Genomic DNA, 24,517 nt, shown 5'->3' with positions numbered 1-24,517 from the left:
GTTTATATTCAATCTACGACTGCTTTAATGTGTCCATATCAATGACGAAGCGGTACTTCACATCGCCTTTTTTCATGCGTTTGAACGCGTCATTGATGTTCTTGATATCCAGCATTTCAACGTCGCAATGAATGTCATGCTCGGCACAAAAGTCGAGCATTTCCTGCGTTTCAGGAATACCGCCAATGAGCGATCCTGCCAGTACACGACGCTTCATCACCAACTGTCCGGCCTGCAACGCTGGATCAACCGGTTCCAACAGCCCCACTAAAATATGCGTGCCGTCGACTTTCAGGCAGTTAATGTACGGATTTAAGTCATGCTGAACGGGCACCGTATCTAACAAGAAATCGAACGTTTCCGCCGCCGCTTCCATTTGCTTTTCATCGGTCGATATAATGACATGGTCGGCGCCTTGCTTTTTTGCTTCGCTGACCTTGCTCTCCGAGCGAGTAAAAATAGTGACTTCAGCCCCCATGGCTTTGGCAAATTTTACACCCATGTGACCTAAGCCACCCATACCAATAACACCAACTTTATGGCCTTCTTTCACGCCAAAATGACGCAGCGGTGAATAGGTAGTAATGCCCGCACATAACAGGGGAGCCGCTTTTGCCGCATCCAGTTTCTCAGGCACGCGCACCACGAAACGGTCACTGACAACGATTTTTTCGGAATAGCCGCCGTAGGTAATGCTTTTATCGTGCAGGTCTTCTCCGTTATAGGTTGGCACCATACCGTTTAAGCAGTATTGCTCTAAGCCCTGGTCGCACGAACTGCACTCTCGGCATGAGTCGACCATACAACCAACACCAACCAAGTCGCCTTCTTTATAGTTGTTGACATCTTTACCAACAGAGGTCACACGGCCAATAATTTCATGACCCGGAACCACTGGGTAAATAGTGCCGCCCCAGTCATTTTCAGCATAGTGAATGTCGGTGTGACACACACCACAATAAAGAATATCAATAGCAACGTCGTCACTTCTCAATTCACGACGCTCAATACCATAAGGGGCTAAACCTGACTGTTCAGATTCCGCTGCGTATGCCTTAGTCATAAAAACTCCTTCTTAAAACGGTGTAATACTTCTACTGTTCGTTTTGCCTTTTGGATTGCACCTTAACAGCCAAACACCTAGTATTTTAGCAACAATAATGACAATGAAAGGTTCAACGATGAAAAAGGCACTGATTGCGGTTTCTATCTCTTTACTTCTTGGTGGCTGTGGCGAAGCGACGAACAATTCAGGCTCTGAAAAAACCAATTCAGTTATTAAACAATCGTCTGTCTCTGAACAGCTCGATGCCATTTACAACGACTACTTTGAACAGAACCTGAAGCTTAACCCGCTATTAGCGACTTACATTGGCGACAGTCACTATAACGACCAGCTGCCCAATTACTTGTCCGAACAACACATTGCAAAGCAACGTCAGTTAAACCAACGCTTTCTGGATAAAATATCCGGCATTAATCCCGAGCAACTCTCACGCAGCCAACGCATCAGTTACGACATTTTCAAACGTAAAATGGCGTTAGAGCTTGAAGGGCTGCAGTACCCGGAGCACCTTATTCCAATTAATCAGTTTTATAACCTAGCGGGTCGTTTAGCTATGTTGGGCTCTGGTGAGTCGGCGCAACCGTTTAAGACGGTTCAGGACTATGAAAATTGGGCATCGCGAATGGAACAAATTCCGCGCCTATTCGAGCAAGCCATTACCAACATGAAAAAAGGCGTGGAGAAAGACATTGTTCAACCGCGCATATTGATTGAAAAGGCCATACCGCAAATTACTGCACATATTGATAATAAAGTGGAGAACACCCTCTTTTGGACGCCCATAACCAATATGCCTGAGACTATTTCAGGGGCAGAGGCAGATACATTAAAGCAGCGCTATAAACAGGTGTTAAACGATACCGTTATACCGGCCTACAGAATGTTGGCCACTTATTTGAAAGAAGATTATTTACCCCATACTCGCACCGACAGTTTTGGTCTTGGCCAATTACCCGGCGGCGATGCTTGGTATCAACATAAGATAGAAGCCAACACGTCAACGCAACTTAGCGCCGACCGTATTCATAAAATAGGCAAAAGCGAAGTGGCGCGCATTCATTCACAAATGCGCGACATTATGGAGGAAATTGAATTCGACGGTGACCTGGCAGAATTCTTTGACTTTATGACCAACGATCCTCAGTTTATTTACGAAAGTCGTGAAGCAATGATCGAGGACTACCGAGCATTACGCAGTACAGTTGATGAACGTGTTAGTAAGCTTTTCAATATTTTCCCGGAAGCGGACTACGAAGTCAGAAAAGTAGAAGAGTTTCGTGAACAGTCGGCAAGTTCAGGCTCCTACCAATCAGCACCCGTAGACGGTTCACGCCCGGCGATATTCTACCTCAATACGTACGACTTAGGCTCACGCCCTAACTGGGCAAAAACCGCCCTGTTTTTACACGAAGCAGCGCCGGGACACCACTTCCAAATTTCCATTCAGCAAGAACTTGAAGATTTGCCCGAGTTCCGCAAATATGGTCGTGAAACCGCTTACACTGAAGGCTGGGGACTGTATTCCGAAGCACTCGGTTACGATTTAGGCTTATATGAGGACCCGTATCAACGATTTGGTCAACTCGCTGCCGAACTTTGGCGCTCTATTCGATTAGTCGTGGATACTGGTATCCATTCGAAAGGCTGGACGCGACAAGAAGTGCTCGACTACATGTACGAAAACGCACCAGTTGCTGAATCACGTGCCGTTTCGGAAGCAGAACGTTTTATGGCATTGCCAGGGCAAGCTCTTGCCTACAAAATTGGCGAGTTAAAAATCAGCGAGTTACGTCGCCGCGCCGAAAACAAACTCGGCGACAAATTTGATATTAAGGCGTTTCACCGGGTGATCTTAGAAGACGGCGCTGTGCCACTTGTCATTCTGGAACAAAAAGTCAGACGCTGGATAGCCGAACGACTTTAGAGTAAATGGTCCACCGGCAGACGCGCGGTCAACCAAACCGTTAAGCGTCTGCCAATACCAGCGCCGGGCTCTTTATAGAGCTTTTGCGCCGGAATTTGACTTTTGTCCAACCAATACAGTTTATAAAAACGATTCAATCTTGCTTCATAAGCACGCATAGGAAGCTCATGATCAAACATTGAATTAATGCGCTGTGCCATAGCGACCGATTCAATGATAATTCCCGATTCTGTATTGATCTGTGCTGAGCGAGGGTCGAAGTTAAACGAACCAACGAAGACTTTGCTGCCGTCTACAGTAACGGTTTTGGCATGCAGACTGGAGGCAGAGCGACGAAAGTAAGGCTTCATGTCTTTTCGCAGCTTTTTCTCTTCCGTTAGACGCAATTCAAACAACTTGATGCCTGCCAACAACAAACGACGACGACGTCGCTGATACCCTGCATGCACGGCCGGCACATCGGTAACGGCTAATGAGTTTGTCAAAACGCGGACTTCAACGCCTTGTTCAGCTAAGCTTTCTAATTCTTTTACACCGGTTGCCGTAGGGACAAAGTATGGAGACACCAACAAGATAGACTGAGTCGCCGAGCCAATGGTTTTGGCTATTTGCTGCGTTAACGATCGTTTAGGCTTTGAGGCCAGGTCCGCTTTTAAAGGGTCATCACTGACCACCTGCGCTGATGCTGAAAATTCAGGCAATGCTTTGGTTTCATCATTTAACTGTTCATCCGACAACACATACTTGTTTAAATCTTGCGTTTCCGGCTTGGACTCAAACACTTTCCATATTTCTTCAAACAGTCGACTACGATGGCTTCGCTTTATTAAACCAACCGATTTAGACAACGCGCATTGCCAGTAATGACGCCAATCTTCCAGCACTTTCGTAACCACCGGGCCTCGAACAATAACATCCAAGTCAGAAAAAAGCTGACCGGCATGTGTCCCGAAGTACTCATCACCAACATTACGCCCGCCCACTATCGCTATTTGCTGGTCAATTACCAACGCTTTGTTATGCATACGTCGGTTCATGCGCTTGAAATCAGTCAACCAATTCACCCAGCGCCAGCGACGATGTCGAAACGGATTGAAAAACTTCACGTTAAAGTTGCTACGGCGGGATAAGTCACGCAACAATGGCTCTATGGGCCTGCTGTGATGATCATCCAGCAGCAAGTCCACAGTCACCCCCCGTTCTACCGCATTCAACAGCTCCTTTAAGAGTGTTAACCCACTGGTGTCCGGCCGCCACAGGTAGTATTGCATCGCAATATGTTGCTTTGCGGAGCGCAGCAGTTTCACCCGCTCTATCAACGCCTGATGCGCATCTGACAGCAGCTGAAACTGACTTACCTGTGCAACGTTAACCTTAGGTGTCATCGTAGCTTTTCCATCGCCTCTTCAAGCCCTTCAATAGTCAGCGGGTACATGCGACCAGCCATTAAGTCGTTTATCATTCGAACCGACATGTAGTACTGCCAGTATTGCTTAGGTTGGGGATTCAGCCAGGCCACTTTATCGAAATGTCGAGTTAAGCGCTCCAGCCATGCCTGACCCGGCTCTTCATTCCAGTGTTCAACACTTCCGCCCGGGTAAGCTATTTCGTAAGGGCCCATGGTGGCATCTCCCACAAACAACAGCTTATAGTCCTCACCGTACGTTTGTATCAGCTGTTGGGTCGGTATTTGCTCTTCCCGGCGGCGACTGTTCGCACGCCATACCCCTTCGTACACGCAGTTATGGAAATAAAACAGCTCTAAATGCTTAAACTCATTTTTCAATGCGGTAAACAGCTGTTCACATTGATAAATGTAGTCATCCATTGAGCCACCAACATCCAACAGCAATATGATTTTAACGGCATTGTGACGCTCTGCCCGCCATTTTAAATCAAGTAAACCGCCTTTTCTTGACGTTGCAGCAATGGTTTCATCCAAATCAAGCTCTGATGCGGCACCGGTTCGAGCAAACTGCCTGAGTTTACGCAACGCGACCTGGAACCCTCGTTGTTCTAATCTGGCATTCCGGTCCAGGTCTTTAAACTCACGCTTATCCCAGACTTTGGAGGCACTGCGATTACGATTCCCTTCCTGACCAATGCGAATACCGCCGGGGTGATATCCGTATGCGCCAAATGGAGACGTCCCCCCGGTACCTATCCATTTTGAGCCCCCTTGATGCCGCTTTTGCTGCTCTTTTAAGCGTTCATGGAAGGTCTTGATCAACTCATCCAAACTGCCCAGCTGCTGAACTTTCTGTTTTTCTTCTTCACTAAGCTCTCGCTTTAACGCGTTTTCAAGCCAGTCGTTCGGGATTTTTTCAGCAACATCGGTTTTTGATACCTTTTCAACGTACTCGCTGAACGCCCGGTCAAACTTGTCGTAGTAAGACTCGTCTTTCACCAGTATTAACCGAGACAAATGGTAAAACTGATCAACATCAGCAAACGCCAAATTAGCTTTCATGGCCGCCAGCAAATCCAGCCATTCGGTAATGCTGGTTTTTAAACCATGCCGCCGTAAAGTTTGAAAAAACTCAACAAACATGGCAACTACCGGCGTTTCATGCTGGCAATTTCAGTGACTCGTTCAATGTCCTGCTCGTGCTTCAATAACGCCCCCGACAACGGCAACAGGTCCCCAGTTTGCTGACTTTGCTGTAATTGTTCAGCATTGATATCTTCTGTCAGCAACAGGCGCAGCCAGTCAAGCAACTCAGACGTTGACGGTTTTTTCTTAAGCCCCGGCACTTCACGCAAATCAAAAAATAGGGACAATGCCGTATCTATCAGCTCTTTTTGAATGTCCGGATAATGCACATCGACAATTTGTTTTAGCGTTGTCTCATCAGGGAATTGAATATAATGGAAGAAACAGCGTCTCAGAAACGCATCCGGCAACGCTTTTTCGTTGTTAGAGGTGATGAGTACAATCGGCCGCACCCTGGCCTTAACCTGCTCGCCGGTTTCATAAACATGGAAGGCCATTTGGTCCAACTCATGCAGTAAATCGTTAGGAAACTCCACGTCGGCTTTATCAATTTCATCAATTAAAAGCACAGGACGTCTGTCCGCGGTAAATGCCTGCCACAACTTACCCGGGCGAATATAGTTGCTAATATCGTGCACCTTGTCGCTGCCTAACTGGCTGTCGCGCAGGCGTGATACCGCATCGTATTCATACAGCCCTTGCTGAGCTTTGGTCGTTGATTTGATAGACCAGGTTAATAATTCGGTATTTAAAGCATCGGCTAACTCTTCAGCCAAACGTGTTTTTCCGGTACCTGGCTCGCCTTTTAATAGTAAAGGTTTCTCCAGTGTTACTGCTGCATTGACGGCTGTCGCCAGCTCTTTAGATACGACGTAAGAACGACTGTTAAACTCCATTCGGCGATCCTATTATCTGTTCTGACTTAAAAGTGATGCACATACTATCGCAAACGTTTGTGCAAGTGCGAGTTCTGACGAGCTTCGTAACGCTTAAGCGCCTCCGCAATATCCATTTTTACAAAGGGTTTAGTGACATAATCATCCATACCAGCGTTCATCGCTTGCTTGCGTGTTTCCGGGAAGGCATCCGCGGTTAGCGCCACGATATAGGGTTGCTTAATAGTCATTCCCCGCAACTTCTGTGTCGCCTGCATCCCATCAATACCCGGCATGTGTACATCCATAAAGAGTGCATCGTACGAATGTGTCGCAAACAATTTAAACGCTTTCTTCGCATCACTAACAATTTCCACTTTTTGCCCTAGCGATGTCAGCATTTCTTTAATAATTAATTGATTAACTCTATTGTCATCAACAACCAACACTCGGTGCGTGGATAAATTCGGTAACTCTCTTTTAAGCGTATACGCACTAGCGCCGCTTTGTGTTCTCATAGGCAGTTCAACCGTAAAGCAAGACCCCTCACCCGGCGCGCTATCCACTCTGATGGTGCCATCGAGCAATTGCACAAGACTACGAACAATAGCCAGACCCAAGCCACTACCACCTTTTGGCCTATTCAACCCGTACTGTTCCTGTTCGAACAATTGCCAAATACGCTGTGTATCTTCTATACCCAAGCCGGTATCTTTAACTTCTATAATGAGTTCGCCCGCATAATTCGACTCTTCGTTCCAGCGAGCCGAGAGACTAATTTCACCGGTTTCAGTAAACTTCATCGCATTATTAACCAAGTTACTGACAACCTGAGCTGTGCGCGACTGATCCATCTGTGTCACTACCGGAATGTCATCGGCTATATTCAAAGTAAACTTGACGCCCTTATCGGTTATTGGCTTTTCGAATAAGTGCGCAATGTGTTCAAGCACCTTTTTCGGCGAGTGAGAGCCCAGCGCCAGCTTTAACTGTCCTTCTTCTGCTTTAGTCAAGTCCAGAATATCGTTTAGGGTGGTCAACAGGTAATCACCGCTATCTTTTATCGTTTCGATCAGCTCGCTTTGCTTACTATCAAGCCCGGACGCTTCCAGAACCGAGGTCACACCCAAAATACCGTGCAGCGGTGTTCGTATTTCATGAGACATATTCGCCAAAAAGACATTTTTCGCGTGCGCCGCGCGTTTCGCATCAAGCTCAGACCGCTTTTGCTCGGTCAAGTCAGTCACGGTTCCGGTAAAACGGATTGCTCTGCCATTTTCGTCGTGCTCTATGACCTTCCCCCGGTCTAATACATACACCCAGCTGCCGTTCCTATGGCGAATACGATGCTCGCTCTCGTAATAAGGCGTTACCCCATCAAGATGATTTTTAATTGACTTCCACACTTGCTCGTAGTCGTCCGGGTGTAAAATGCTGGACCAGTTGGCTACGTGCGCTTCCAGCTCGTGTAACTCCCACCCGAACATCTGCGCCCAGCGCTCGTTATACAGAGTTACACCTGTTTGCGGATTCCACTCCCAAGTACCTAAGCGGGTTGCATCCAATAGCAGCTTTAAGCGGTTGCGCTCAGTTTCTAACGCCAGTTCTAATTGTTTGCGCTCAGTAATATCAATAAGGTAACCGTACAGATTATTAATCCCGTTATCATCGGTGATAACAACGGTGGTATCAGACACCCAAATGTCGTGTCCCTGCGCATGCTTCAAACGATAGTCTTCATGCGTAATAGACTCACCAGATTCAAGGCTGGTAAGCCGTTCAACTTCTTTCAAAACTCGCGGCAAATCCTCCTCGTGCACCAGTGACTTATACTCAATTTCCCGGTTTACCAGCCGGCTTTTAGAGTAGCCTAATAAAGATTCAACGTTGTCAGAAACAAATAACACGGGCCAGCCGGGCACGTCTTCCCAGATAAAAAGACTCAGCCGCGTCCCCGCATTCAACAATGCAGCAAGGTTGTCGTTTGAAATTGGCGTTTTCATGAAAGCGAGAATAGTCCTTATGAGTCAGGCAGTTTGCCCACTGAAAAACATAGTGTACACTGACGCCAACAATAACATAAAAATAACCAATTCCGGATGAGTCAGGCGAACGTCAACGAGTGGCAAAATGCATTATTACAACAGGTTGATCAGCTCATTGAGCTGGCCAAAACTCGCCTGCCCGCTAAAAATAGACCCACAGTTCGCGGTCCTGAGTACTGGCAACGCTTTGCTAAACACCACTACGTACGAGCAGCCGATTTAATGAAAGAGGGTCAGGGGTTTGAAGCCGCTAAGCATTTTCGCCGCGCCGCACTGTTCGGACACAGTAAAGCCATGCTGTATTTAGGCCAAATGTTTATGCAAGGCCGCGACTTACCCCACAGTATTTTTCATGCCTGTTGTTGGTTAACATTGGCAGAAAATGCCGGTGAAGAGGGAGCAAGCGAACTGCTGCAGTCACTGGTTCATCAATTAACCGCAAAACAACTGAACAGCGCCCGACGCCTAGCGGCCGAACGCTTCGAGCAGTTATGCGATGCCAGTTTTGACACTCACGGGCTCTAAGTTAGCAAAGTACTAGGGCGTCCACAGCTTTACTTTTTCTCTTAACTTGCCGTTTTCTACCCAGTCTTGTAATTGGTCGCCCATTCGACGTCCCGCGTCAATGGCTTTGCGCCAGTAATTCATGCGGGTTTCTGCATCTAAATTAGCAAAGTCGGTTCGGTCCGGAATTTTTCCGTAAGGTAATGACTTAATAAACGCTTCAGACGGACTAATGAAGATAACGTTTGGCCACTTCTTACCCGTGGTTCGACGCCAGGTCAATCGCTTGTCGAACCACCCGGGAATAACGTCACGGTTAAAATGCGGGTACAGTACCAAGCCATCAACATTGCTGAAGTCGAGGTCAAAGTGATAGTCAGTCACGCCGCCGTCACGATAAATGCCCTTGGGTGCTCCAGGAATGTCTTTAACGCCGTCCAATACCAGAGGAATTGAGCCTGTTGCTAAAATAGCGGGCTGGAAGTTCTCCTGGCTCAGCGCGACTCGGGTAGTGGGTAAATCATTCCAGTCTTTTGTAAACGCGGCATCAGAGTCCGGATGGTGGAAAATAACACGCTCGTAAAAGCGGCCTAACCAACGTCGACTAATGCCATTAGCTATCGCTGAGTTTAACAACCCAACCAGTTGTCGGCGTGACTCCGAGGCTGTCCAGCCACGACACCTGGCAACAATAAAGTGGTGACGGAACGCTGACTGCCCCAATATTTCTTCAACGGCTTTGTCAGAAATGTACTTATCGAGCAGTATTTTGGCTTCGCTGGTAATTTCCGCCCGATCAGGCTTTTCGCTGTAGGTCTGTGTGCTGTACAGCTGACAAAACAAGTCACTGGCAGCGACTGGGTCCTGCTGACCAAGCGCCGCAAAACGCCATGCACCTGCCGAGGTTCCAAGCGTATTCAAAGGTTTTTCATTGTTTTTAAAAAAGTCGCCGAACATCCAACGGTCAATGCCCTGCAGCACAAACCACTTAGGCCCACCAGAGGCCCCCAACAACAAGCCTACGTCGTCAGCGGTAAGTTGTTTTTCCTGAATGTGCTGATACGCTTGCGCACCGGCTTTTATATCAATCCAGTCGCTCATACTACTGTTCCTGATTTATAATTGTTTCTTTCGTTCGGCGAGAATACCCAGCAAAAAGACAATGCCTATAGCACTGACGGCGACAAATTGAAGCGGTATTTGATGCAGCCAGCCGGCTAAAACCGGTGTAAACCAAACCAGCAGCCAACCATAGCCGAAGGCGCACACCACTACAAACACTAACGTTCTGAAAATGAAGTGCCAATGCGCAACCTGGCGCTTTACCAGTTTATTAATTTCATTACCGTAAATGACCAGTAAAGTGGCCACAATCATCATCGCAATTTCATAAAAATGCGGACGAATCATCATTCCTAAATTATTAAGTAGCTGCTGCACGTCTTATTCTCCCTACCTAACGCCCGCCCGAGTATACGAACTTTCTTATATTTTCGCATCCCAAGTTTTTCTCTGCTTATGTTATGCTTTTGGCAAAATTGCATGACGACAGGACACTCAATGAAAGTAATATCATTCAATATCAACGGTATTCGCGCACGTTTGCACCAACTTCAGGCCGTTATCGATAAACACCAGCCTGATATCATCGGCCTGCAGGAAACCAAAGTCCATGACGACCAATTTCCTCTGGCTGACGTCGAGGCGATGGGTTACCACGTCATTTATCACGGCCAAAAAGGTCACTATGGCGTGGCTATGCTCAGTAAAAAACCGCTGGAAAATCCACAGTTCGGCTACCCGACTGACGACGAAGATGCACAGCGCCGAATGATCATGGGCGACTACCCACTTGAGAACGGTAAGCGTGTACGTGTATTGAATGGCTACTTCCCACAGGGTGAAAGTCGTGACCACCCCACCAAGTTCCCGGCAAAAGAAAAGTTTTATCAGGACTTAATGAATTACCTAAATACCGAGCTTTCTGCCGACGACCCGGTGATTGTGATGGGCGATATGAACATTTCGCGCATTGATCATGACATTGGTATTGGCGAAAACAATGCCAAGCGCTGGCTTCGCACCGGTAAATGCAGTTTCTTACCAGAAGAGCGCGAGTGGATTCAAACACTCATGAACTGGGGTTTCCAGGACACTTACCGCCTGCTGAACCCGGACACGGACAACGAATTTAGCTGGTTTGACTACCGTTCTCGTGGTTTTGACGACAATCGTGGTCTGCGCATTGACTTAATCTTAGCCACCGAGTGCCTGGCAGAGAAATGCGAAGATACCGGTATTGACTACGAGTTAAGAGGTATTGAAAAACCGTCAGATCACGCACCGGTTTGGTCGACTTTCAACGTTTAACGTTAATGCTCATGCGGCGGGAGCTGATCAAGCGCCTGTCGCAACACAATCGCTAAGTCCATATATCGAGGCGCTTTATTATTGGTTATTTTAACCACAATGCCTTGCGCCTCAAGCTTTTTCCTAAGTTCAAAATACCAACGCTTCAGCTGTGGCTTCAGCTGTTGTTGCGAACGCCAACCTAACCAATAGATTCCCTGCAAGGGTAAACTCAGCATGATCAGTGACAGCATAATGCCCGTTGCCAGCTGTTCCTGTGGCAAAAACTGCCAGGTTAACACCGCATTAATTACTGCTATGCCGGGTACCCACTTTACCCCTTTGCGGGTCATAGGAATTACTCTGGATTCCGTCATTGCCGCCACCACCGAGTGGTGAGGCCACTTTTCGGAATAAGCTTTTCCGTCACGAAGTGTTTGAAAAAACGATTGACTCAACTGGATAACTCCTGAAAACGCTGCATAAATGATCAATTTACTGACTACTGTACGATATTCGACCTTTAAAAATAATCCTTATTTTTCATTACTTTGCGCTGTTACAACCGTGTAGTGCACAAAGATATCCACAGATAATGTGGATACAGTTGATAAGCTACCCGCGCTTTGTCACTATACTCTTAAAATTAACACCATAAGAGGCTCAAACCCAGTGCCCCAACCTAAGCTTCCATTGATATACGCACCAATAACCGGGCGGGTTCAGTCGGCTCATTCAACCTCCGCTATTGCCGGAAGCGAACTGCTTGGCAGTGGTCTGCAACTCAGCATAACAGGCAGTACCTTGTATGCGCCAGTATCCGGTGAATTACTGCACTTAAGCCAGAGCGGCGATTACATTGCTATTAAAATTAACGAGCACTTTTCTGTGCAACTCATTTGGGGCTCTGGCGAACAGTACTTAACACATGATGCGCTAAAAGTGCTCTGTCGACACGCAGAACAAGTGGAGCAAGGCACACCGTTAATGTCTGTAAATTTACCCCGACTACGCAGTTTACCCCACTCACAGCAAGGGCTAAGCGTGTTATTATCGGCATTAACTGAACAAGCTTGTGAATTACCGATACACTGGCAACAAACGGGACGTGTTGTAGCCAATGAAACCTGTCTTAATGAAGAACCGGAGTAATAGAAGTATGTTGACCATTTACGGAATTAAAAACTGTGACACTGTTAAGAAGTCGCTGAAGTGGTTAGATAAACACAGCGTTGACTATCAGTTTATTGATGTTCGTGAGCAACCTCTGGAAAAAGAAACGGTTCTGGACTGGCTGAATGAATTACCCGCCGACCAGCTGATTAATAAACGCAGCACCAGTTGGCGCAATTTGTCAGATAACCAGAAAACGCTAAAGGATAATGATGCGTTAGCTGAATTAGTCGCTGAACAACCGACGTTATTCAAGCGCCCGCTAGTAAAAGACAACGAGGGCTATCACTGCGGGTTTAAAGAAGCCGAGTGGAGTGACCGCTACTTATGAGCTCAGAAACACTCTCGTTAGCCAAAGAGCTCATTGCGCGCCCGTCTGTCACACCAGAAGACGAAGGTTGCCAGCAAGTCATAGGCGAACGCCTGGCGGCACTGGGTTTTGAATTGGAAACCATGGTGTTTGAAGACACTACGAATTTGTGGGCCCGCCGGGGTCATGGTCGTAAGGTGTTTTGCTTTGCCGGACACACTGACGTAGTGCCACCGGGTGATGTTAATGACTGGCAATTTCCGCCGTTCGAACCCACGATTCATGATGGTTATTTATATGGCCGTGGCGCTGCTGATATGAAAGGCAGTTTAGCCGCCATGATTACGGCCACTGAAGCGTTTATCGCCAAATATCCGGATGTTGATACCGACATCGCTTTTCTTATTACCAGTGACGAGGAAGGTCCTTTTATTAACGGCACCAAACGCGTCATTGAAACTTTGCAAGCGCGTGACGAACCCATTGAGTGGTGTATTGTCGGTGAGCCGTCGAGTACCGAAAGGCTCGGTGATGTGGTCAAAAACGGGCGCCGTGGCAGCTTAACCGGTGACTTAACGGTGTTTGGTATTCAGGGGCATGTTGCTTATCCACACCTGGCTGAGAATCCGGTGCATAACGTTGCTCCTGCATTAACTGACTTAGTCAACGAGCAATGGGACAAAGGCAACGCCAGTTTCCCCCCCACAACCTTTCAGGTATCTAACATCAACGCCGGAACCGGAGCGGGTAACGTCATACCAGGTCGCATTGACACTCAGTTTAACTTTCGCTTTTCCACTGAGGTCACTGCTGAAGAGCTGAAGCAGCGCACTGAAGCAATTCTGGATAAGCATCAGTTAAAGTACTCACTAAAATGGAAGCTTAACGGTCCACCTTTTTTAACCGAGTCGGGCAGCTTAATCGAAGCGGTCACCCAAGCGATAAAGGCTGAATGCGGTTTTGAGACAGAGTTATCCACTGGCGGAGGCACCTCCGACGGCCGTTTTATTGCACCAACCGGAGCACAGCTTGTCGAGCTGGGACCAGTTAACGCCACCATTCACAAAATCAATGAACGGGTAAAAGCAGAGGACTTAGACAAACTCAGTACTGTTTATCTGCGTTGCATGGAGAATTTACTGTGTTAAGTCTCAGGCACATTACCGGAGCCACCGAATCGCATTTAATTGACATAGAAAACCAACGTTTGGAAGAGCAGACAGCCCGAGCCTACATGAAGCTTAAGCAGGCGGCCTTAGATAACGGGGTTGATATCCGTATTGCGTCAGGCTTTCGTTCACTGGAACGCCAGCTGTCGATATGGAACCGAAAATGGCGAGGCGAGTTGAGCTTACGCGATAAAAATGGCGAGATTATTGACGTTAATGCCTTGAACGACATTGAAAAGCTGTGGGCAATACTGCATTGGTCAGCGCTGCCCGGTGGTAGTCGTCATCACTGGGGAAGCGACCTCGACGTATACGACCCATACCCTTTTGACACAGACAAAAGCCTTAAACTGGAATTAGTGCCTGGCGAATACGTCAATGAATCCGGACCTTGCTATACTTTGTGGCAATGGCTAACACAACATGCTCATGAATACGGCTTCTTCTTTCCTTATGCCCGTTACCAGGGCGGTGTTGCGCAAGAGCCCTGGCACTTAAGTTACCGGCCGGTGTCTAGTCAGTGTCACAAGCTGCTGTCACTAGACGTTCTGGAAGCCACGATTAGTGCGCTCGATATTGAAGGCAAACCCTGTATTCTGGATAACCTGCCAACGATAAAAAAACAGCATATCGATACAATAACAGAGGATGAAGGATGGACGAACATCTGGTGTGGTTACTAATCGCCCTAGTCATAGGCGTCATTGTCAGTAACCTGATGGTCTTAAAATACAGCGCTAAATTTAAATGGCCCGGTACAAAGTCGTCAGAGAAAAAAGACGACTCTGAAGCGGACCATAACGATAAGCCGGATTAAATATCTGCGCCTAAGCGCTTAGCCACTTCACGATACGCTTCAACAACACCACCAAGACCCTGGCGGAAACGATCCTTATCGAGCTTTTCGCGGGTTTCGGCGTCCCATAAACGGCAGCCATCCGGACTGAATTCGTCGCCTAACATGATTTCACCGTTGAACACACCGAATTCCAGCTTGTAGTCGACCAGTAACAGACCGGCATCAGCAAATAGCTTTTTCAGAACATCGTTGACTTTAAACGTCAGTTCTTTCATTTTTTCAATTTGCTCAGCCTTAGCCCAACCGAATGCCTGAATGTGGTACTCGTTTATCATTGGATCGTGCAATGCATCATTTTTCAGGAAAAACTCGAAGGTTGGCGGGTTCAACTCCATTCCCTCTTTAACGCCTAAACGTTTAACCAAAGAGCCCGCAGCGTAGTTGCGCACCACACACTCGACCGGAATCATGTCGAGCTTTTTCACTACCGATTCGGTGTCGCTGATACATTCATCCAACTGTGTTGGAATGCCGGCTTCTTCCAGCTTGCTCATAATAAAGTGGTTAAACTTATTGTTCACCTTGCCTTTGTCGGCAAGCTGTTCAACCTTTTCACCGTCAAAAGCCGATGTATCGTTACGAAACTCCAGAATAAGACGATCTGGATCATCGGTGTGGTAAACCGTTTTCGCCTTACCCCGGTACAACTCACTGCGCTTTTCCATTGATTATTTCACTCGCACTTAATTACAGTTTACTTTGCTGTTTAACAGCTGCTCGGAAGTTTTCGTAAATGCTTTCCAGCCATTGCTTAGAGACCATTGTATCATCTTGATAGACACGTACAGCAGTATTATCTCCAGACTCAAGCAATCTAAACTCGTATTCGCCTTCTTCAATACCCAGCGCTTCGTAATCGTCGCCCCCAATAAATAAGAAACCACTGTCTGGCTCGCTGTAGCTGACAAAATAAGTACCGGTTTCACGGTTTAAATCTTCCACTTCAAAGCCCATGCTCTGTAGCGCCAGGTTCACTAATGGCCATGCTTGTTCAAAGTCATCTTCAACCAACAGGATATTCTCGCCAGCTTCAGACTGAGTCAACTGCGTATCAATGCCTTCGGCCTTCATTTGCGCGACGGCTTGCTGCTGTTTACGATTCACTTCAGAAATAAACACATTCAGCAGTTCCGTTTCAAGGTTATTTCTGACAACAGGCGCAACGTCTACCGTGCGACCATCGACACGTTGAGTAAAGTCATCAATAGCCACTCGCAGCGAAGTTGTACGCTTATGCGATTCAGTTTCCTGAATAATTTCGTAACGAAAAGTACGCTCCTGCAGTTTATCTTCCTCACCACCAAAGCCAAGAAAACCACCCTCACCGTCTACTGTTTGTTGAAGACTCATGGTTTCTGTTAGCCAATGACCGTCACTCTGTTCGTCGTAGCTAATACCGCGGCGTTCAAGTACAGTTTTAACCGCCGCTTCTACAAATTCCGTCACAGAATCACCCATACCTTCGACAATATCGAAATACACGCGTGTTTCTGTTTCCGTTTCGAGCACACGACTGCCTAAGCCTAACGGACGCACTTGCTGAGGAGCTGTAATATTGACACGCTGACCAACCGGCGCATTTTTCACATCGGTTTGAGGGACAGCGTATTCGGAATCTCGTTCAGGACGTTCAAGGTCACCAGGCAACGTCAATGTATCGGTTGGTTGAATATTGACGTAATCAAAACCACCACTGGCTCTTTCTCTATCCGCCGCGGAGCAACCCGCCAGCGTTGCTGCGGTTAGCGCCAGGGCAAGGTAGGACAATTTCATTATGACTCCTGAGTATTTATAAGGTTAGCTTTTTCCAACACCGCTTCGATAATGGCTTGATTCGCCTCTTCCGGCGGAGTTAACGGGAGACGATAATTGGCACTACACCATCCCATGAGCGCTAACGCCCACTTTACTGGAATAGGATTCGACTCAATAAAAAGCATTTCATGCAAGGGAGCAAGTTGCTCATCGATTTTATTTGCCGTATCGGCATCACCATTTACCGCAGCATCGACCATCGCTTTGATCTGTTCAGGTGCAATGTTGGCGGTGACACTGATAACACCATGGCCCCCTGCAAACATGAACTCACGAGACGTTGGGTCGTCCCCACTTAATAAAATAAAGTCGTCGCCGCAGCGCTTTTTCAGCTCAGCAACTCGACTGACATCACCGGTCGCTTCTTTCACACCGACAACGCCCGGGATTTGTGCCAGCTTTTCGATAATATCCGGCGTCATGTCCGAGCAGGTCCGACCCGGCACATTATAAAGAATTTGAGGTTTATCAGTAACATCCGCGCAGGCTTCGAAGTGCGCCATCAGTCCGGCCATAGAAGGCTTATTGTAATAAGGAGTGACATTTAAAAAGCCATCAACGCCGGCTTGAGTCATCTTTTCAGTCAGTTGCACGGCTTCACTGGTTGAGTTAGAGCCGTTCCCGGCAATAACGCTAATACGCCCAGCGCTCAGCTCCACCACCGCATTGACCACATTAATATGCTCTTCGTGAGTTAATGTCGTTGACTCGCCTGTTGTTCCCACGGCAACAATAGCGTCGGTTCCTGCTTTTATATGTTGTTCTACCAGAAACTCAAGTTCGCTGTAGTCCACATTACCGTATTTGGTAAAAGGAGTGACCAGTGCAACGATACTGCCTTTCAGCATACCTTCTCCAAGTCCTAAATTTTGGGCAACAATGTTAATGCCAGCCCTAACGAAACACAAGAGATAGGAACGTATCTTAGTCAGAAGGTTCCGTAAACCTAAGAAAAACCGGACTAAGCTTTCCTAACGTATAAGCTGTTGGTTAAGATACCCCTATTCATTTATTGGAATACTAAGGAGACCGTCATGAATACATTGCAAGCTGGCGACAAAGCGCCTGAGTTCACACTACTCGACGCAAATGAAAACGAAGTGTCGCTAAAAGACTTACTAAAAGAGCACCGTGTACTAGTTTACTTTTACCCGAAAGCCATGACACCAGGCTGCACCGTGCAAGCTCAGAACTTGCGGGACCAGCGTGACGAGTTGGCGAAACATAACGTTGTTTCAGTGGGTATTAGCCCTGACGCTCCTAAGCGTTTGGCGAAGTTCACTGAACGTGATGAATTGAACTTCACCCTGCTTAGCGACGAAGACCATAAAGTTGCTGAAGACTTCGGTGTTTGGGGCCTTAAGAAATTTATGGGTAAAGAATACGACGGTATTCATCGTATTAGCTTTTTGGTTGAACAAGACGGAACCATTTCAAAGGTATTCAATAAGTTCAAAACCAAAGAACACCACGACGTGGTCTTAGAGCACCTGAAAGGCTAAGCCCGACTGGCATTCAATACAAAGCCTCGTCCATTATGACGAGGCTTTTTTGGCTTCCTCTACTGGTGGCTCTATTCCGCTTGCTCCGGTGTCCCATGCGGTAATGACCGCCTTGACCAGACTGGCCAATGGAATAGCAAAGAACACGCCCCAGAACCCCCAAATACCGCCGAATATCAATACCGCCGCGATAATATAGACCGGGTTTAGGCTAACGGCTTCGGAGAACAGCAAAGGTACTAATAAATTACCGTCAAGCGCCTGAATAACGAGATAAGCAACCGTTACCCACACAAACGGTGCCGTCGGTCCAAACTGGAACAACGCCACTAACACCACCGGAATAGTGACTACCGCCGCACCAATGTAGGGAATAAGCACCGAGAAGCCGACCAAAATAGCTAACAACAAGGCGTACTGAAGCCCAAACAGGCTGAAAGTGACAAAGGACACTATCGCCACGACAATAATTTCAATCACCTTACCACGAATGTAATTCATGATTTGCAGGTTCATTTCCTGTCCAACCTGAGTGATAAGCGCACGGTTAGACGGCAGTAACTTACTGAAGTTAGCCATTAACACGTCGCGATCTTTCAGCATGAAGAAAATAAGCAGGGGGACGACGATTAAATACACCAGCATCGCCATCAGGTTTACCAAGGACGTCAGCGAGACAGTCACCAAACTTTCCCCAAAGCCAACAACACGGTTTTTCAGAGACTGCGTCAGTTCATTAATTTGGCTTTCATCAATAACGCTTGGAAACATTTCCGGTAGTTTATGCAGCCATATCTGTAAGTTGCCTATCATGTTTGGCAATTCTTGAATAAGAGTCATACTTTGCTGCCAAATCACCGGAACCAGTGTTAACAGCACAGTAATGGCCAGCGCCAGAAACGCCACAAACGTAATAACAGTCGCACTTAAGCGAGACATGCCCATATACATAAGGCGGGTTACCGGCCAGTCTAGTAAGTAAGCCAATGCAATAGCAACAATCAGAGGGGCCAGTAAGTTACCAAACAGAACAATGACAACGACTGTCACCACCAGCAACAGAAATAAGGTGACTGCGTTAGGATCGGCAAACTTACGTTGATACCACTGCTTTATGTAATCAAACATGAACTGTTATCTCCCGGAGATTCTTACAAGGATAATATCAGTCCTTGCAATCTTTCCATAACCCCATAGAGTAAAAAGGAACTAAAGATGAGAAAATCACTCTTATCAGTGACAAAACCTGAGTATTTGTAACTTCATTAATTGAGTCGTCGATGTATAAAACGCTGCTAAAAACTTTGTTGCCCGCTGTTGTCGCTGTTACCACCTTTTTTACTGCATTTGCATACAGCGCACAAGACAGTCGCAGACTTCCGGAAATAGGCACCACGGGTGCAGCCTTTCTGAGCATTGAACGCGAACAAGTGGTTGGCGACTTTTACATGCGTCAGGTAAGAGCGCAGGCCCCCATTCTTTACGATCCGGTACTCGATAGCTACTTAAGCAACTTGGGACAACGTTTGGTTCGTCACAGCAGCGGCGTCAAATACCCATTTAACTTTTTCTGGATACGTAATAAGCAAATTAATGCATTTGCCTTTATGGGCGGATATGTCGGTGTTCATACGGGGCTTATAGAAGAAGCCCGCACCGAGTCAGAACTTGCTGCCGTCTTAGGTCACGAAGTGGCACACGTAACGCAGCGTCACATTGTTCGGCGCATGCAAGAACAGCAACAAAATATGCCAATGACCATTGCCGGTGTTATTGGCTCCATTCTATTAGGCATGGCAAACCCAGAAGCCGGCATGGCCGGTCTGTACACCACACTCGGCGCTACCAGCCAGTCACAAATTAATTACACACGACTTTATGAAAAAGAAGCGGACCGTATCGGCTTATCAGTGTTGCTGGCGGCCGGCTTTGATCCGATGGGCGCACCCGATTTTTTTGGCCGCCTGGCGGAAAAGTATCGTTATGTCAGCAAGCCACCAGAGATGTTGATGACGCATCCGCTGCCTGAATCCCGTATCGCTGATACCCGAGCACGCGCTGAATCTATGCGCCGTGCCGACGTTAAGCCAAGTCTTGAATTTGCGCTGGCTAAGGCTCGCGTGCAAGCTCGTTACACCCAAAACCCTTCCGTATCCGATTTTCAGGACATGGCTGAGAGTAACAACCCAATCACACAACGCGCTGGTGCCTACGGCCTGGCTATTATTGCCTTGGATCGCGGTCAGTTAAATACGGCTTCAGAACATATGGAAACACTGCTCCGGGACGACCCCAGCAATCCATTTTATATTGACGTTCAAACCGATATTTTACTGGGGCAGGAAAACTACCAGTACGTTATGGATTGGTTAGAAAGCAAATACATTCGTCAGCCAACCGAACCGGTTATTACCATAAACTTCGCCAATGCGGCACTTACGTCCGGTAACGGGAAGCTGGCAGAAAAGCTGTTGCGCGAATTTCTGCTGCAAAATCCAAGTCACCCACTTGCGCTGGACTTACTGACCCGGGTCTATGAGAAAAGCGGCAAACGAGCGGCCATGTATGAAACACGCGCTGAAGCGTTAGCATTACGAGGTAATTTCTCACTGGCCATTAACCAGCTTCATACCGCCCATAATCACACCGACAATGACGTCACCCGTAAGCGCATCAACGCCCGTATTGACCAGCTGCGGGCAATGGAAAATCAAGCCCGTAACATGATGTAAGTTTATTCAGCCCCTACTGCGTTCTTAAGCGAGCCCAGCGTCTGCTCGCCCATTAGTGGGCCATCGACACTGCCATCAGACCGAATCACGTAAGTTGCCGGCAACATATTCGGACGTTCAAAAGGGAAAGCGGGAGCGGGCTGAGTTAACACGAGCGGAAACTCGATGCCGTGCTTTTCTTTCAATGCAGCTAAGTCTTCGTTCGACATTGGATCAAAACTCACACCTATCAATTCGACATTGTCAGGCTTTTGGTGATGAAACTCGTTAAGCTCTGGCAACTCTCTTAAACAAGGCGCACACCACTCGGCAAAGTAATTCACAACAACCGTCTTTCCGTGCATCGACGACCAGTCGTAGGTTTTTCCATTATCCGTAGTAACATTGGCCTGCTCAGAGCAGCCCAACAGCAGAAAAGAAGCAGCGAAAGCAATGACCGCGAGTTTCATTCTTAACCCCGTTTAGTTAGTATTAGTGCATTACAAGAGACTACAAGGTACGACAAAAATGAGCGAAGTAACAATTTATCATAACCCACGTTGTTCAAAATCAAGACAAACCCTTGAGCTTCTCAAAGAAAAGTCTATTGAACCAGAGGTTGTGGAATACCTCAAAACCCCGCCAAATGCTGCGGAGTTAAAGGATATTTTAAATAAACTTGGTCTTTCTGCAGACGAACTGATGCGCAAAAAAGAAGCCATCTACAAGGAGCTGGGGCTCGCTGGCGTTAGCGACGAAAACGAGTTGATAACGGCTATGGTCAATAACCCTAAACTCATTGAGCGCCCTATCGTGATAAAAGGCGACAAAGCCGCGATTGGCCGTCCGCCTGAATCGGTACTGGATATTCTTTAATGACACAGGTTTTAATCCTCTATTACAGCCGCGGTGGTGCAACTCAACAATTGGCCGATGCCATTGCAGAAGGAGTAGCCAGTGCCGGCGGAGAAGCATTGCTGAGAACGGTTAATACCGCCAGTGACGCCGCCAGTGAGCGTGATTTAGAGGTCAACACAAAAGACCTTGAGCAGTGCGATGCACTCATTCTCGGCAGCCCGACACGCTTCGGGCATATGGCTTCTGGGTTACAGAATTTTTGGGAAAGCACCTCAGCACAATGGCTATCAGCAACGTTAGCAGACAAGCCAGGTGCGGTATTTACCTCGTCCAGTTCTTTGCATGGCGGCCAGGAATCAACATTACTGAGCCTTGCTTTGCCATTGTTGCACCATGGCATGTTATTAGTCGGTCTGCCCTACTCTGAACCGGCGTTACACCAAACGGATTCCGGCGGGTCACCGTATGGTGCCAGCCACGTTGACCATTCCGGCAAACTCACCGATCACGAACGTCAATTGGCTGTTGCTCTGGGTAAGCGCGTTGCCTCTGCCGCTCAAAAGTTAATGTCTTAGGATTGATAAATGCCAACATCCCCACAGTTTTATCGAGTATTAACTCATTTATGTTACTGGCCACTACTGATTTTAGTATCGCTTTGGCATAGCCTGCCCGATTCCGCGCCGGCGTCTTTACCCACAACCTTATCTTTATTGTTTTGGGTATTGCCATTGTTATTTCCGTTACCCGGCCTTATTCGCGGCAAGCCTTACACTCACGCCTGGGCTAACTTTATTTTAATGCTGTATTTTTTACATGCGTTAACCACCCTGTGGACCCATCCCGATGAACGTATCTGGGCGGCATTAGAGCTACTTTTTGCAGTAGGCGCATTCATTGGGGCAACGGGGTTCGCACGCTATAAAGGACGTGAATTAGGTTTGGGTCTGAAAAAACTGAACGATCAGGACTAAACGGCCAGAATTTTTTTAATAAAAGGAATGGTTAACCGGCGTTGGTAAGTAATCGACGCCTTATCCAGCTCATTCAGCGTGCTCATCAACTCTCGCATCGAGCGGCCTAAGCGTTGAATCATAAAAGCCGCCACGTCATCCGGTAACTCAAGCCCTCGAAACTGCGCTCTTAGCGACAACACCTGAGCTTTGTCCTCATCGGTTAGAGGCTGCAGCTGAAAGGCGGTTGCCCATTGAAAACGGGACTGTAAGTCCGGCAAGCTTACCGCGGTTTTTAACGCCGATTGTTTCGCCGTCATCACCAACCGACTGTACTCGTTATCTGTCACTCGGTTAATCAGTGCAAATAATTCATAACACCAGCTCTCGTCCTCAGTCACCTTATCGACATCATCCAGGCAGATAATACTGGCCTGCTCAGCACCTTGCAGCACCGCCGCTGGCTCTACGTCACTCAGCTCTTTTAAAGGAAGGTAAAAAACACGGCTGGTTTCAGAGGAGGCACCGACTAAGCTATGCAATAAGTGGCTTTTACCAACGCCCTCAGGACCTGAGAGCCAAGTCAGTTGCTCGCTTATGTCGAGTGGCGCTTGCTTTTCCGGCAGCACTCGCAGCCATTTTAGCGCGGTACTGTTGTCGCCCTCGTGAAACGTCTCAAAGGTTTCATCGTCAGGAAGTTGAACGGCTAATGGCAACTGCTGCGGCGGCATTAATTGTCCCCACGCCATTCATAAGTTTGTACCTGGTTTTCACTCATACTCACAAACGGCCCCATGTCTCGAATTTGCAAGCGACCATCAAGATTTATCGCTTGAATAACATGATCGAGCGAACCGTTAATAACGATATCGAACTCAGACAGGTCTTGCGAGTAATGTTTTAAGGCAACATCCTCAACCGACACAACACTTCTCAGAAACGACTCCAGTGCTAAAACGTGCTGGAGCTTATTTAAGCCCTCCACTTTAATAGTCATGGTTTGGCTGACACTGTCATCTGACGCCGTAACACTGTATATGGAAGACAGTTTAGCCATCAGCTGTTGCATAAGCGGCTCCGCCAGCCAGTCTTTACTGGTCGCTGAAACCTGACCGTATAAGCGTCTGTCACCTACCTCTACCGACCAGTCTAGCTTCCATGGCTCTTCGCTTTCAGCATGATGGGTGATTTTTCCAACGAAAATACCGTCAGTACCATAGCGCTTGGATGTGTCTTTTATTGGTTGCATAAAACGCGCCCAAACATCCATAGCGGAAATAGTGAAAGAATCGGTTAAATCCATTAACGGCCGGCGAATAGGCAGGCTGAATTGACGCGAATAAAATTCGAGCTGCTGCTCAAAAACCGATTGCCCAAAGCTGTCCAGAATAATGCGACGCCCGTCGTCATTTTCAGCAGCTATCCACATTAAAAGCTCTGGCCGACGACTGCCCCAATAAGGTAACTGGTGTTCTGCCAACAACGAACGAATTTTCGTACCATCAAACGTCGCGCTTAATGTACGCTGCCCCTGATTGTCACTATAGCCATACTGAATCAGGTAATTACTGACACTACGCAATGCTCGCTTTACGGCTTCATGCTCAATAGACTCCGGTTGTCCGGTTACTTTCAAAATAACCCGTTCAAAGGCTTCCCGAATGGCTTGCTGGCGATGCGCATTGCTCTGTGAAGCAACTTCCACCTCTGCCGAGTACAGGTTATCAACCAGCTTTGCCTGAGCAGCGCCGTTGTATAGCATTGTCAGCAATGTAATTGACGCAATAAACGCAAAGCGACTTAGCAACCGTGACATGACATCATCCTAATGAGACTTTGAGAGCATATTAAACAGCCAAAACCAGAACAGCAAGTAACAACTTGTGGATAAGCTTGTGGGAATCTTCCCT

General features: G+C 47.4%; 28 protein-coding genes. 13 read left to right on the top strand and 15 right to left on the bottom strand.

Annotated elements, in window-relative coordinates; all coding sequences use genetic code 11:
• Window positions 1-13: 13 nt before the first annotated feature.
• Window positions 14-1,063, bottom strand: a complete 1,050-nt coding sequence (locus CEW91_RS05560; protein ID WP_088768043.1) for an NAD(P)-dependent alcohol dehydrogenase — start codon at window positions 1,061-1,063, stop codon at window positions 14-16.
• Window positions 1,064-1,181: 118 nt separating this feature from the next.
• On the opposite strand from CEW91_RS05560, the gene CEW91_RS05555 reads away from it, so the two are divergent.
• Window positions 1,182-2,990: a DUF885 domain-containing protein gene (locus tag CEW91_RS05555; protein WP_088769363.1), complete on the top strand. Its 1,809-nt coding sequence runs from the start codon at window positions 1,182-1,184 to the stop codon at window positions 2,988-2,990.
• Here CEW91_RS05555 and CEW91_RS05550 read toward each other — a convergent pair.
• Genes CEW91_RS05550 through CEW91_RS05535 form a run of 4 tightly spaced genes read right to left on the bottom strand, consistent with a single transcriptional unit; the run spans window position 2,987 to window position 8,362 of the window.
• On the bottom strand, window positions 2,987-4,375 hold the full coding sequence (locus CEW91_RS05550) for a phospholipase D-like domain-containing protein (RefSeq protein WP_088768042.1): 1,389 nt from the start codon (window positions 4,373-4,375) through the stop codon (window positions 2,987-2,989). The two genes, CEW91_RS05555 and CEW91_RS05550, sit on opposite strands and share 4 nt — an antisense overlap.
• Entirely contained in the window at window positions 4,372-5,541 is a 1,170-nt protein-coding gene (locus CEW91_RS05545; protein ID WP_088768041.1) for a vWA domain-containing protein, read from the bottom strand. Before CEW91_RS05545 ends, CEW91_RS05550 begins: the two co-directional genes overlap by 4 nt.
• Window positions 5,542-5,546: 5 nt before the next feature.
• Window positions 5,547-6,380, bottom strand: coding sequence for an AAA family ATPase (locus CEW91_RS05540; protein WP_088768040.1), 834 nt, complete (start codon window positions 6,378-6,380; stop codon window positions 5,547-5,549).
• A 44-nt stretch (window positions 6,381-6,424) separates the two neighbouring features.
• The gene (locus CEW91_RS05535; protein WP_088768039.1) at window positions 6,425-8,362 is read right to left on the bottom strand and encodes a hybrid sensor histidine kinase/response regulator; all 1,938 of its coding nucleotides are present in this window, start codon (window positions 8,360-8,362) and stop codon (window positions 6,425-6,427) included.
• Between the two features lie 96 nt (window positions 8,363-8,458).
• On the opposite strand from CEW91_RS05535, the gene CEW91_RS05530 reads away from it, so the two are divergent.
• Window positions 8,459-8,929 (top strand): hypothetical protein, encoded by a 471-nt coding sequence (locus CEW91_RS05530; RefSeq protein WP_088768038.1) that lies wholly within the window; start codon window positions 8,459-8,461, stop codon window positions 8,927-8,929.
• Between the two features lie 12 nt (window positions 8,930-8,941).
• On the opposite strand, the gene CEW91_RS05525 is transcribed toward CEW91_RS05530, so the two are convergent.
• Window positions 8,942-10,009, bottom strand: a complete 1,068-nt coding sequence (locus CEW91_RS05525; RefSeq protein ID WP_088768037.1) for an alpha/beta hydrolase — start codon at window positions 10,007-10,009, stop codon at window positions 8,942-8,944.
• Window positions 10,010-10,024: 15 nt separating this feature from the next.
• Window positions 10,025-10,348, bottom strand: a complete 324-nt coding sequence (locus CEW91_RS05520; RefSeq protein ID WP_088768036.1) for a DUF3392 domain-containing protein — start codon at window positions 10,346-10,348, stop codon at window positions 10,025-10,027.
• 120 nt (window positions 10,349-10,468) lie between these two features.
• Here CEW91_RS05520 and xthA point away from each other — a divergent pair, with 120 nt between their 5' ends.
• Complete coding sequence (xthA, locus tag CEW91_RS05515; protein ID WP_088768035.1) at window positions 10,469-11,278, top strand: exodeoxyribonuclease III; 810 nt, start codon at window positions 10,469-10,471, stop codon at window positions 11,276-11,278.
• 2 nt (window positions 11,279-11,280) lie between these two features.
• On the opposite strand, the gene yfbV is transcribed toward xthA, so the two are convergent.
• On the bottom strand, window positions 11,281-11,715 hold the full coding sequence (yfbV, locus tag CEW91_RS05510; RefSeq protein WP_088768034.1) for a terminus macrodomain insulation protein YfbV: 435 nt from the start codon (window positions 11,713-11,715) through the stop codon (window positions 11,281-11,283).
• A gap of 214 nt (window positions 11,716-11,929) precedes the next feature.
• Between yfbV and CEW91_RS05505 the strand changes: the two genes are divergently transcribed.
• Genes CEW91_RS05505 through CEW91_RS05485 form a run of 5 tightly spaced genes read left to right on the top strand, consistent with a single transcriptional unit; the run spans window position 11,930 to window position 14,726 of the window.
• Window positions 11,930-12,409 (top strand): PTS glucose transporter subunit IIA, encoded by a 480-nt coding sequence (locus tag CEW91_RS05505; RefSeq protein ID WP_157776068.1) that lies wholly within the window; start codon window positions 11,930-11,932, stop codon window positions 12,407-12,409.
• 7 nt (window positions 12,410-12,416) lie between these two features.
• Window positions 12,417-12,761: an arsenate reductase gene (locus tag CEW91_RS05500; RefSeq protein ID WP_088768032.1), complete on the top strand. Its 345-nt coding sequence runs from the start codon at window positions 12,417-12,419 to the stop codon at window positions 12,759-12,761.
• Window positions 12,758-13,888: a succinyl-diaminopimelate desuccinylase gene (gene dapE / locus CEW91_RS05495; RefSeq protein ID WP_088768031.1), complete on the top strand. Its 1,131-nt coding sequence runs from the start codon at window positions 12,758-12,760 to the stop codon at window positions 13,886-13,888. The genes CEW91_RS05500 and dapE overlap by 4 nt, the downstream gene beginning before the upstream one ends.
• Window positions 13,882-14,592 carry a M15 family metallopeptidase gene (locus CEW91_RS05490; RefSeq protein ID WP_088768030.1) on the top strand — a complete coding sequence of 237 codons (711 nt, stop codon included), beginning with the start codon at window positions 13,882-13,884 and terminating at the stop codon, window positions 14,590-14,592. The genes dapE and CEW91_RS05490 overlap by 7 nt, the downstream gene beginning before the upstream one ends.
• Window positions 14,565-14,726 carry a DUF2897 family protein gene (locus CEW91_RS05485; RefSeq protein ID WP_088768029.1) on the top strand — a complete coding sequence of 54 codons (162 nt, stop codon included), beginning with the start codon at window positions 14,565-14,567 and terminating at the stop codon, window positions 14,724-14,726. Before CEW91_RS05490 ends, CEW91_RS05485 begins: the two co-directional genes overlap by 28 nt.
• Here CEW91_RS05485 and purC read toward each other — a convergent pair.
• From purC to dapA, 3 genes are read right to left on the bottom strand one after another with little or no spacing between them, the layout of a single operon-like run.
• A complete protein-coding gene (purC, locus tag CEW91_RS05480; protein WP_088768028.1) occupies window positions 14,723-15,433 on the bottom strand; it encodes a phosphoribosylaminoimidazolesuccinocarboxamide synthase in 711 nt (236 codons plus the stop codon). The two genes, CEW91_RS05485 and purC, sit on opposite strands and share 4 nt — an antisense overlap.
• A 22-nt stretch (window positions 15,434-15,455) precedes the next feature.
• Window positions 15,456-16,541, bottom strand: a complete 1,086-nt coding sequence (bamC, locus tag CEW91_RS05475; protein WP_088768027.1) for an outer membrane protein assembly factor BamC — start codon at window positions 16,539-16,541, stop codon at window positions 15,456-15,458.
• Window positions 16,541-17,431, bottom strand: a complete 891-nt coding sequence (dapA, locus tag CEW91_RS05470; RefSeq protein ID WP_088768026.1) for a 4-hydroxy-tetrahydrodipicolinate synthase — start codon at window positions 17,429-17,431, stop codon at window positions 16,541-16,543. Before dapA ends, bamC begins: the two co-directional genes overlap by 1 nt.
• A gap of 186 nt (window positions 17,432-17,617) precedes the next feature.
• On the opposite strand from dapA, the gene bcp reads away from it, so the two are divergent.
• Entirely contained in the window at window positions 17,618-18,085 is a 468-nt protein-coding gene (gene bcp, locus CEW91_RS05465; RefSeq protein WP_088768025.1) for a thioredoxin-dependent thiol peroxidase, read from the top strand.
• A gap of 33 nt (window positions 18,086-18,118) precedes the next feature.
• Here the strand turns inward: bcp and CEW91_RS05460 are convergent, their stop codons facing one another.
• Window positions 18,119-19,213: an AI-2E family transporter gene (locus tag CEW91_RS05460; RefSeq protein ID WP_088768024.1), complete on the bottom strand. Its 1,095-nt coding sequence runs from the start codon at window positions 19,211-19,213 to the stop codon at window positions 18,119-18,121.
• 152 nt (window positions 19,214-19,365) lie between these two features.
• Here CEW91_RS05460 and CEW91_RS05455 point away from each other — a divergent pair, with 152 nt between their 5' ends.
• Window positions 19,366-20,817: a beta-barrel assembly-enhancing protease gene (locus CEW91_RS05455; protein WP_088768023.1), complete on the top strand. Its 1,452-nt coding sequence runs from the start codon at window positions 19,366-19,368 to the stop codon at window positions 20,815-20,817.
• Between the two features lie 2 nt (window positions 20,818-20,819).
• Here CEW91_RS05455 and CEW91_RS05450 read toward each other — a convergent pair whose 3' ends face one another.
• Window positions 20,820-21,266 carry a TlpA disulfide reductase family protein gene (locus tag CEW91_RS05450; RefSeq protein WP_088768022.1) on the bottom strand — a complete coding sequence of 149 codons (447 nt, stop codon included), beginning with the start codon at window positions 21,264-21,266 and terminating at the stop codon, window positions 20,820-20,822.
• Between the two features lie 58 nt (window positions 21,267-21,324).
• On the opposite strand from CEW91_RS05450, the gene arsC reads away from it, so the two are divergent.
• The 3 genes from arsC to CEW91_RS05435 are packed head-to-tail and all read left to right on the top strand — an operon-like array spanning window position 21,325 to window position 22,628.
• On the top strand, window positions 21,325-21,672 hold the full coding sequence (gene arsC / locus CEW91_RS05445; RefSeq protein WP_088768021.1) for an arsenate reductase (glutaredoxin): 348 nt from the start codon (window positions 21,325-21,327) through the stop codon (window positions 21,670-21,672).
• Complete coding sequence (wrbA, locus tag CEW91_RS05440; RefSeq protein ID WP_088768020.1) at window positions 21,672-22,229, top strand: NAD(P)H:quinone oxidoreductase; 558 nt, start codon at window positions 21,672-21,674, stop codon at window positions 22,227-22,229. The genes arsC and wrbA overlap by 1 nt, the downstream gene beginning before the upstream one ends.
• A 9-nt stretch (window positions 22,230-22,238) precedes the next feature.
• Window positions 22,239-22,628, top strand: coding sequence for a DUF2069 domain-containing protein (locus CEW91_RS05435; protein ID WP_088768019.1), 390 nt, complete (start codon window positions 22,239-22,241; stop codon window positions 22,626-22,628).
• Here the strand turns inward: CEW91_RS05435 and hda are convergent.
• Complete coding sequence (hda, locus tag CEW91_RS05430) at window positions 22,625-23,356, bottom strand: DnaA regulatory inactivator Hda (protein WP_232507034.1); 732 nt, start codon at window positions 23,354-23,356, stop codon at window positions 22,625-22,627. The genes CEW91_RS05435 and hda overlap by 4 nt on opposite strands.
• Window positions 23,338-24,423 carry a DUF2066 domain-containing protein gene (locus CEW91_RS05425; protein WP_088768017.1) on the bottom strand — a complete coding sequence of 362 codons (1,086 nt, stop codon included), beginning with the start codon at window positions 24,421-24,423 and terminating at the stop codon, window positions 23,338-23,340. The genes hda and CEW91_RS05425 overlap by 19 nt, the downstream gene beginning before the upstream one ends.
• Window positions 24,424-24,517 lie beyond the last annotated feature (94 nt).

Origin of the sequence: Idiomarina piscisalsi (assembly GCF_002211765.1) — a bacterium.
Classification (GTDB): domain Bacteria; phylum Pseudomonadota; class Gammaproteobacteria; order Enterobacterales; family Alteromonadaceae; genus Idiomarina; species Idiomarina piscisalsi_A.
This window is presented reverse-complemented; position numbering and strand designations above follow the sequence as displayed.

Excerpts from the sequence above, each read along its gene's own strand:
- CEW91_RS05460 (WP_088768024.1), bottom strand. The coding sequence starts at position 19,213 with ATGTTTGATTACATAAAGCAGTGGTATCAACGTAAGTTTGCCGATCCT.
- CEW91_RS05425 (WP_088768017.1), bottom strand. The coding sequence starts at position 24,423 with ATGTCACGGTTGCTAAGTCGCTTTGCGTTTATTGCGTCAATTACATTG.
- CEW91_RS05450 (WP_088768022.1), bottom strand. The coding sequence starts at position 21,266 with ATGAAACTCGCGGTCATTGCTTTCGCTGCTTCTTTTCTGCTGTTGGGC.
- bamC (WP_088768027.1), bottom strand. The coding sequence starts at position 16,541 with ATGAAATTGTCCTACCTTGCCCTGGCGCTAACCGCAGCAACGCTGGCG.
- dapE (WP_088768031.1), top strand. The coding sequence starts at position 12,758 with ATGAGCTCAGAAACACTCTCGTTAGCCAAAGAGCTCATTGCGCGCCCG.
- CEW91_RS05500 (WP_088768032.1), top strand. The coding sequence starts at position 12,417 with ATGTTGACCATTTACGGAATTAAAAACTGTGACACTGTTAAGAAGTCG.
- CEW91_RS05530 (WP_088768038.1), top strand. The coding sequence starts at position 8,459 with ATGAGTCAGGCGAACGTCAACGAGTGGCAAAATGCATTATTACAACAG.
- CEW91_RS05455 (WP_088768023.1), top strand. The coding sequence starts at position 19,366 with ATGTATAAAACGCTGCTAAAAACTTTGTTGCCCGCTGTTGTCGCTGTT.
- CEW91_RS05540 (WP_088768040.1), bottom strand. The coding sequence starts at position 6,380 with ATGGAGTTTAACAGTCGTTCTTACGTCGTATCTAAAGAGCTGGCGACA.
- CEW91_RS05560 (WP_088768043.1), bottom strand. The coding sequence starts at position 1,063 with ATGACTAAGGCATACGCAGCGGAATCTGAACAGTCAGGTTTAGCCCCT.
- CEW91_RS05435 (WP_088768019.1), top strand. The coding sequence starts at position 22,239 with ATGCCAACATCCCCACAGTTTTATCGAGTATTAACTCATTTATGTTAC.
- hda (WP_232507034.1), bottom strand. The coding sequence starts at position 23,356 with ATGGCGTGGGGACAATTAATGCCGCCGCAGCAGTTGCCATTAGCCGTT.
- CEW91_RS05555 (WP_088769363.1), top strand. The coding sequence starts at position 1,182 with ATGAAAAAGGCACTGATTGCGGTTTCTATCTCTTTACTTCTTGGTGGC.
- bcp (WP_088768025.1), top strand. The coding sequence starts at position 17,618 with ATGAATACATTGCAAGCTGGCGACAAAGCGCCTGAGTTCACACTACTC.
- purC (WP_088768028.1), bottom strand. The coding sequence starts at position 15,433 with ATGGAAAAGCGCAGTGAGTTGTACCGGGGTAAGGCGAAAACGGTTTAC.
- xthA (WP_088768035.1), top strand. The coding sequence starts at position 10,469 with ATGAAAGTAATATCATTCAATATCAACGGTATTCGCGCACGTTTGCAC.
- CEW91_RS05485 (WP_088768029.1), top strand. The coding sequence starts at position 14,565 with ATGGACGAACATCTGGTGTGGTTACTAATCGCCCTAGTCATAGGCGTC.
- wrbA (WP_088768020.1), top strand. The coding sequence starts at position 21,672 with ATGACACAGGTTTTAATCCTCTATTACAGCCGCGGTGGTGCAACTCAA.
- arsC (WP_088768021.1), top strand. The coding sequence starts at position 21,325 with ATGAGCGAAGTAACAATTTATCATAACCCACGTTGTTCAAAATCAAGA.
- CEW91_RS05535 (WP_088768039.1), bottom strand. The coding sequence starts at position 8,362 with ATGAAAACGCCAATTTCAAACGACAACCTTGCTGCATTGTTGAATGCG.
- CEW91_RS05550 (WP_088768042.1), bottom strand. The coding sequence starts at position 4,375 with ATGACACCTAAGGTTAACGTTGCACAGGTAAGTCAGTTTCAGCTGCTG.
- CEW91_RS05525 (WP_088768037.1), bottom strand. The coding sequence starts at position 10,009 with ATGAGCGACTGGATTGATATAAAAGCCGGTGCGCAAGCGTATCAGCAC.
- dapA (WP_088768026.1), bottom strand. The coding sequence starts at position 17,431 with ATGCTGAAAGGCAGTATCGTTGCACTGGTCACTCCTTTTACCAAATAC.
- CEW91_RS05545 (WP_088768041.1), bottom strand. The coding sequence starts at position 5,541 with ATGTTTGTTGAGTTTTTTCAAACTTTACGGCGGCATGGTTTAAAAACC.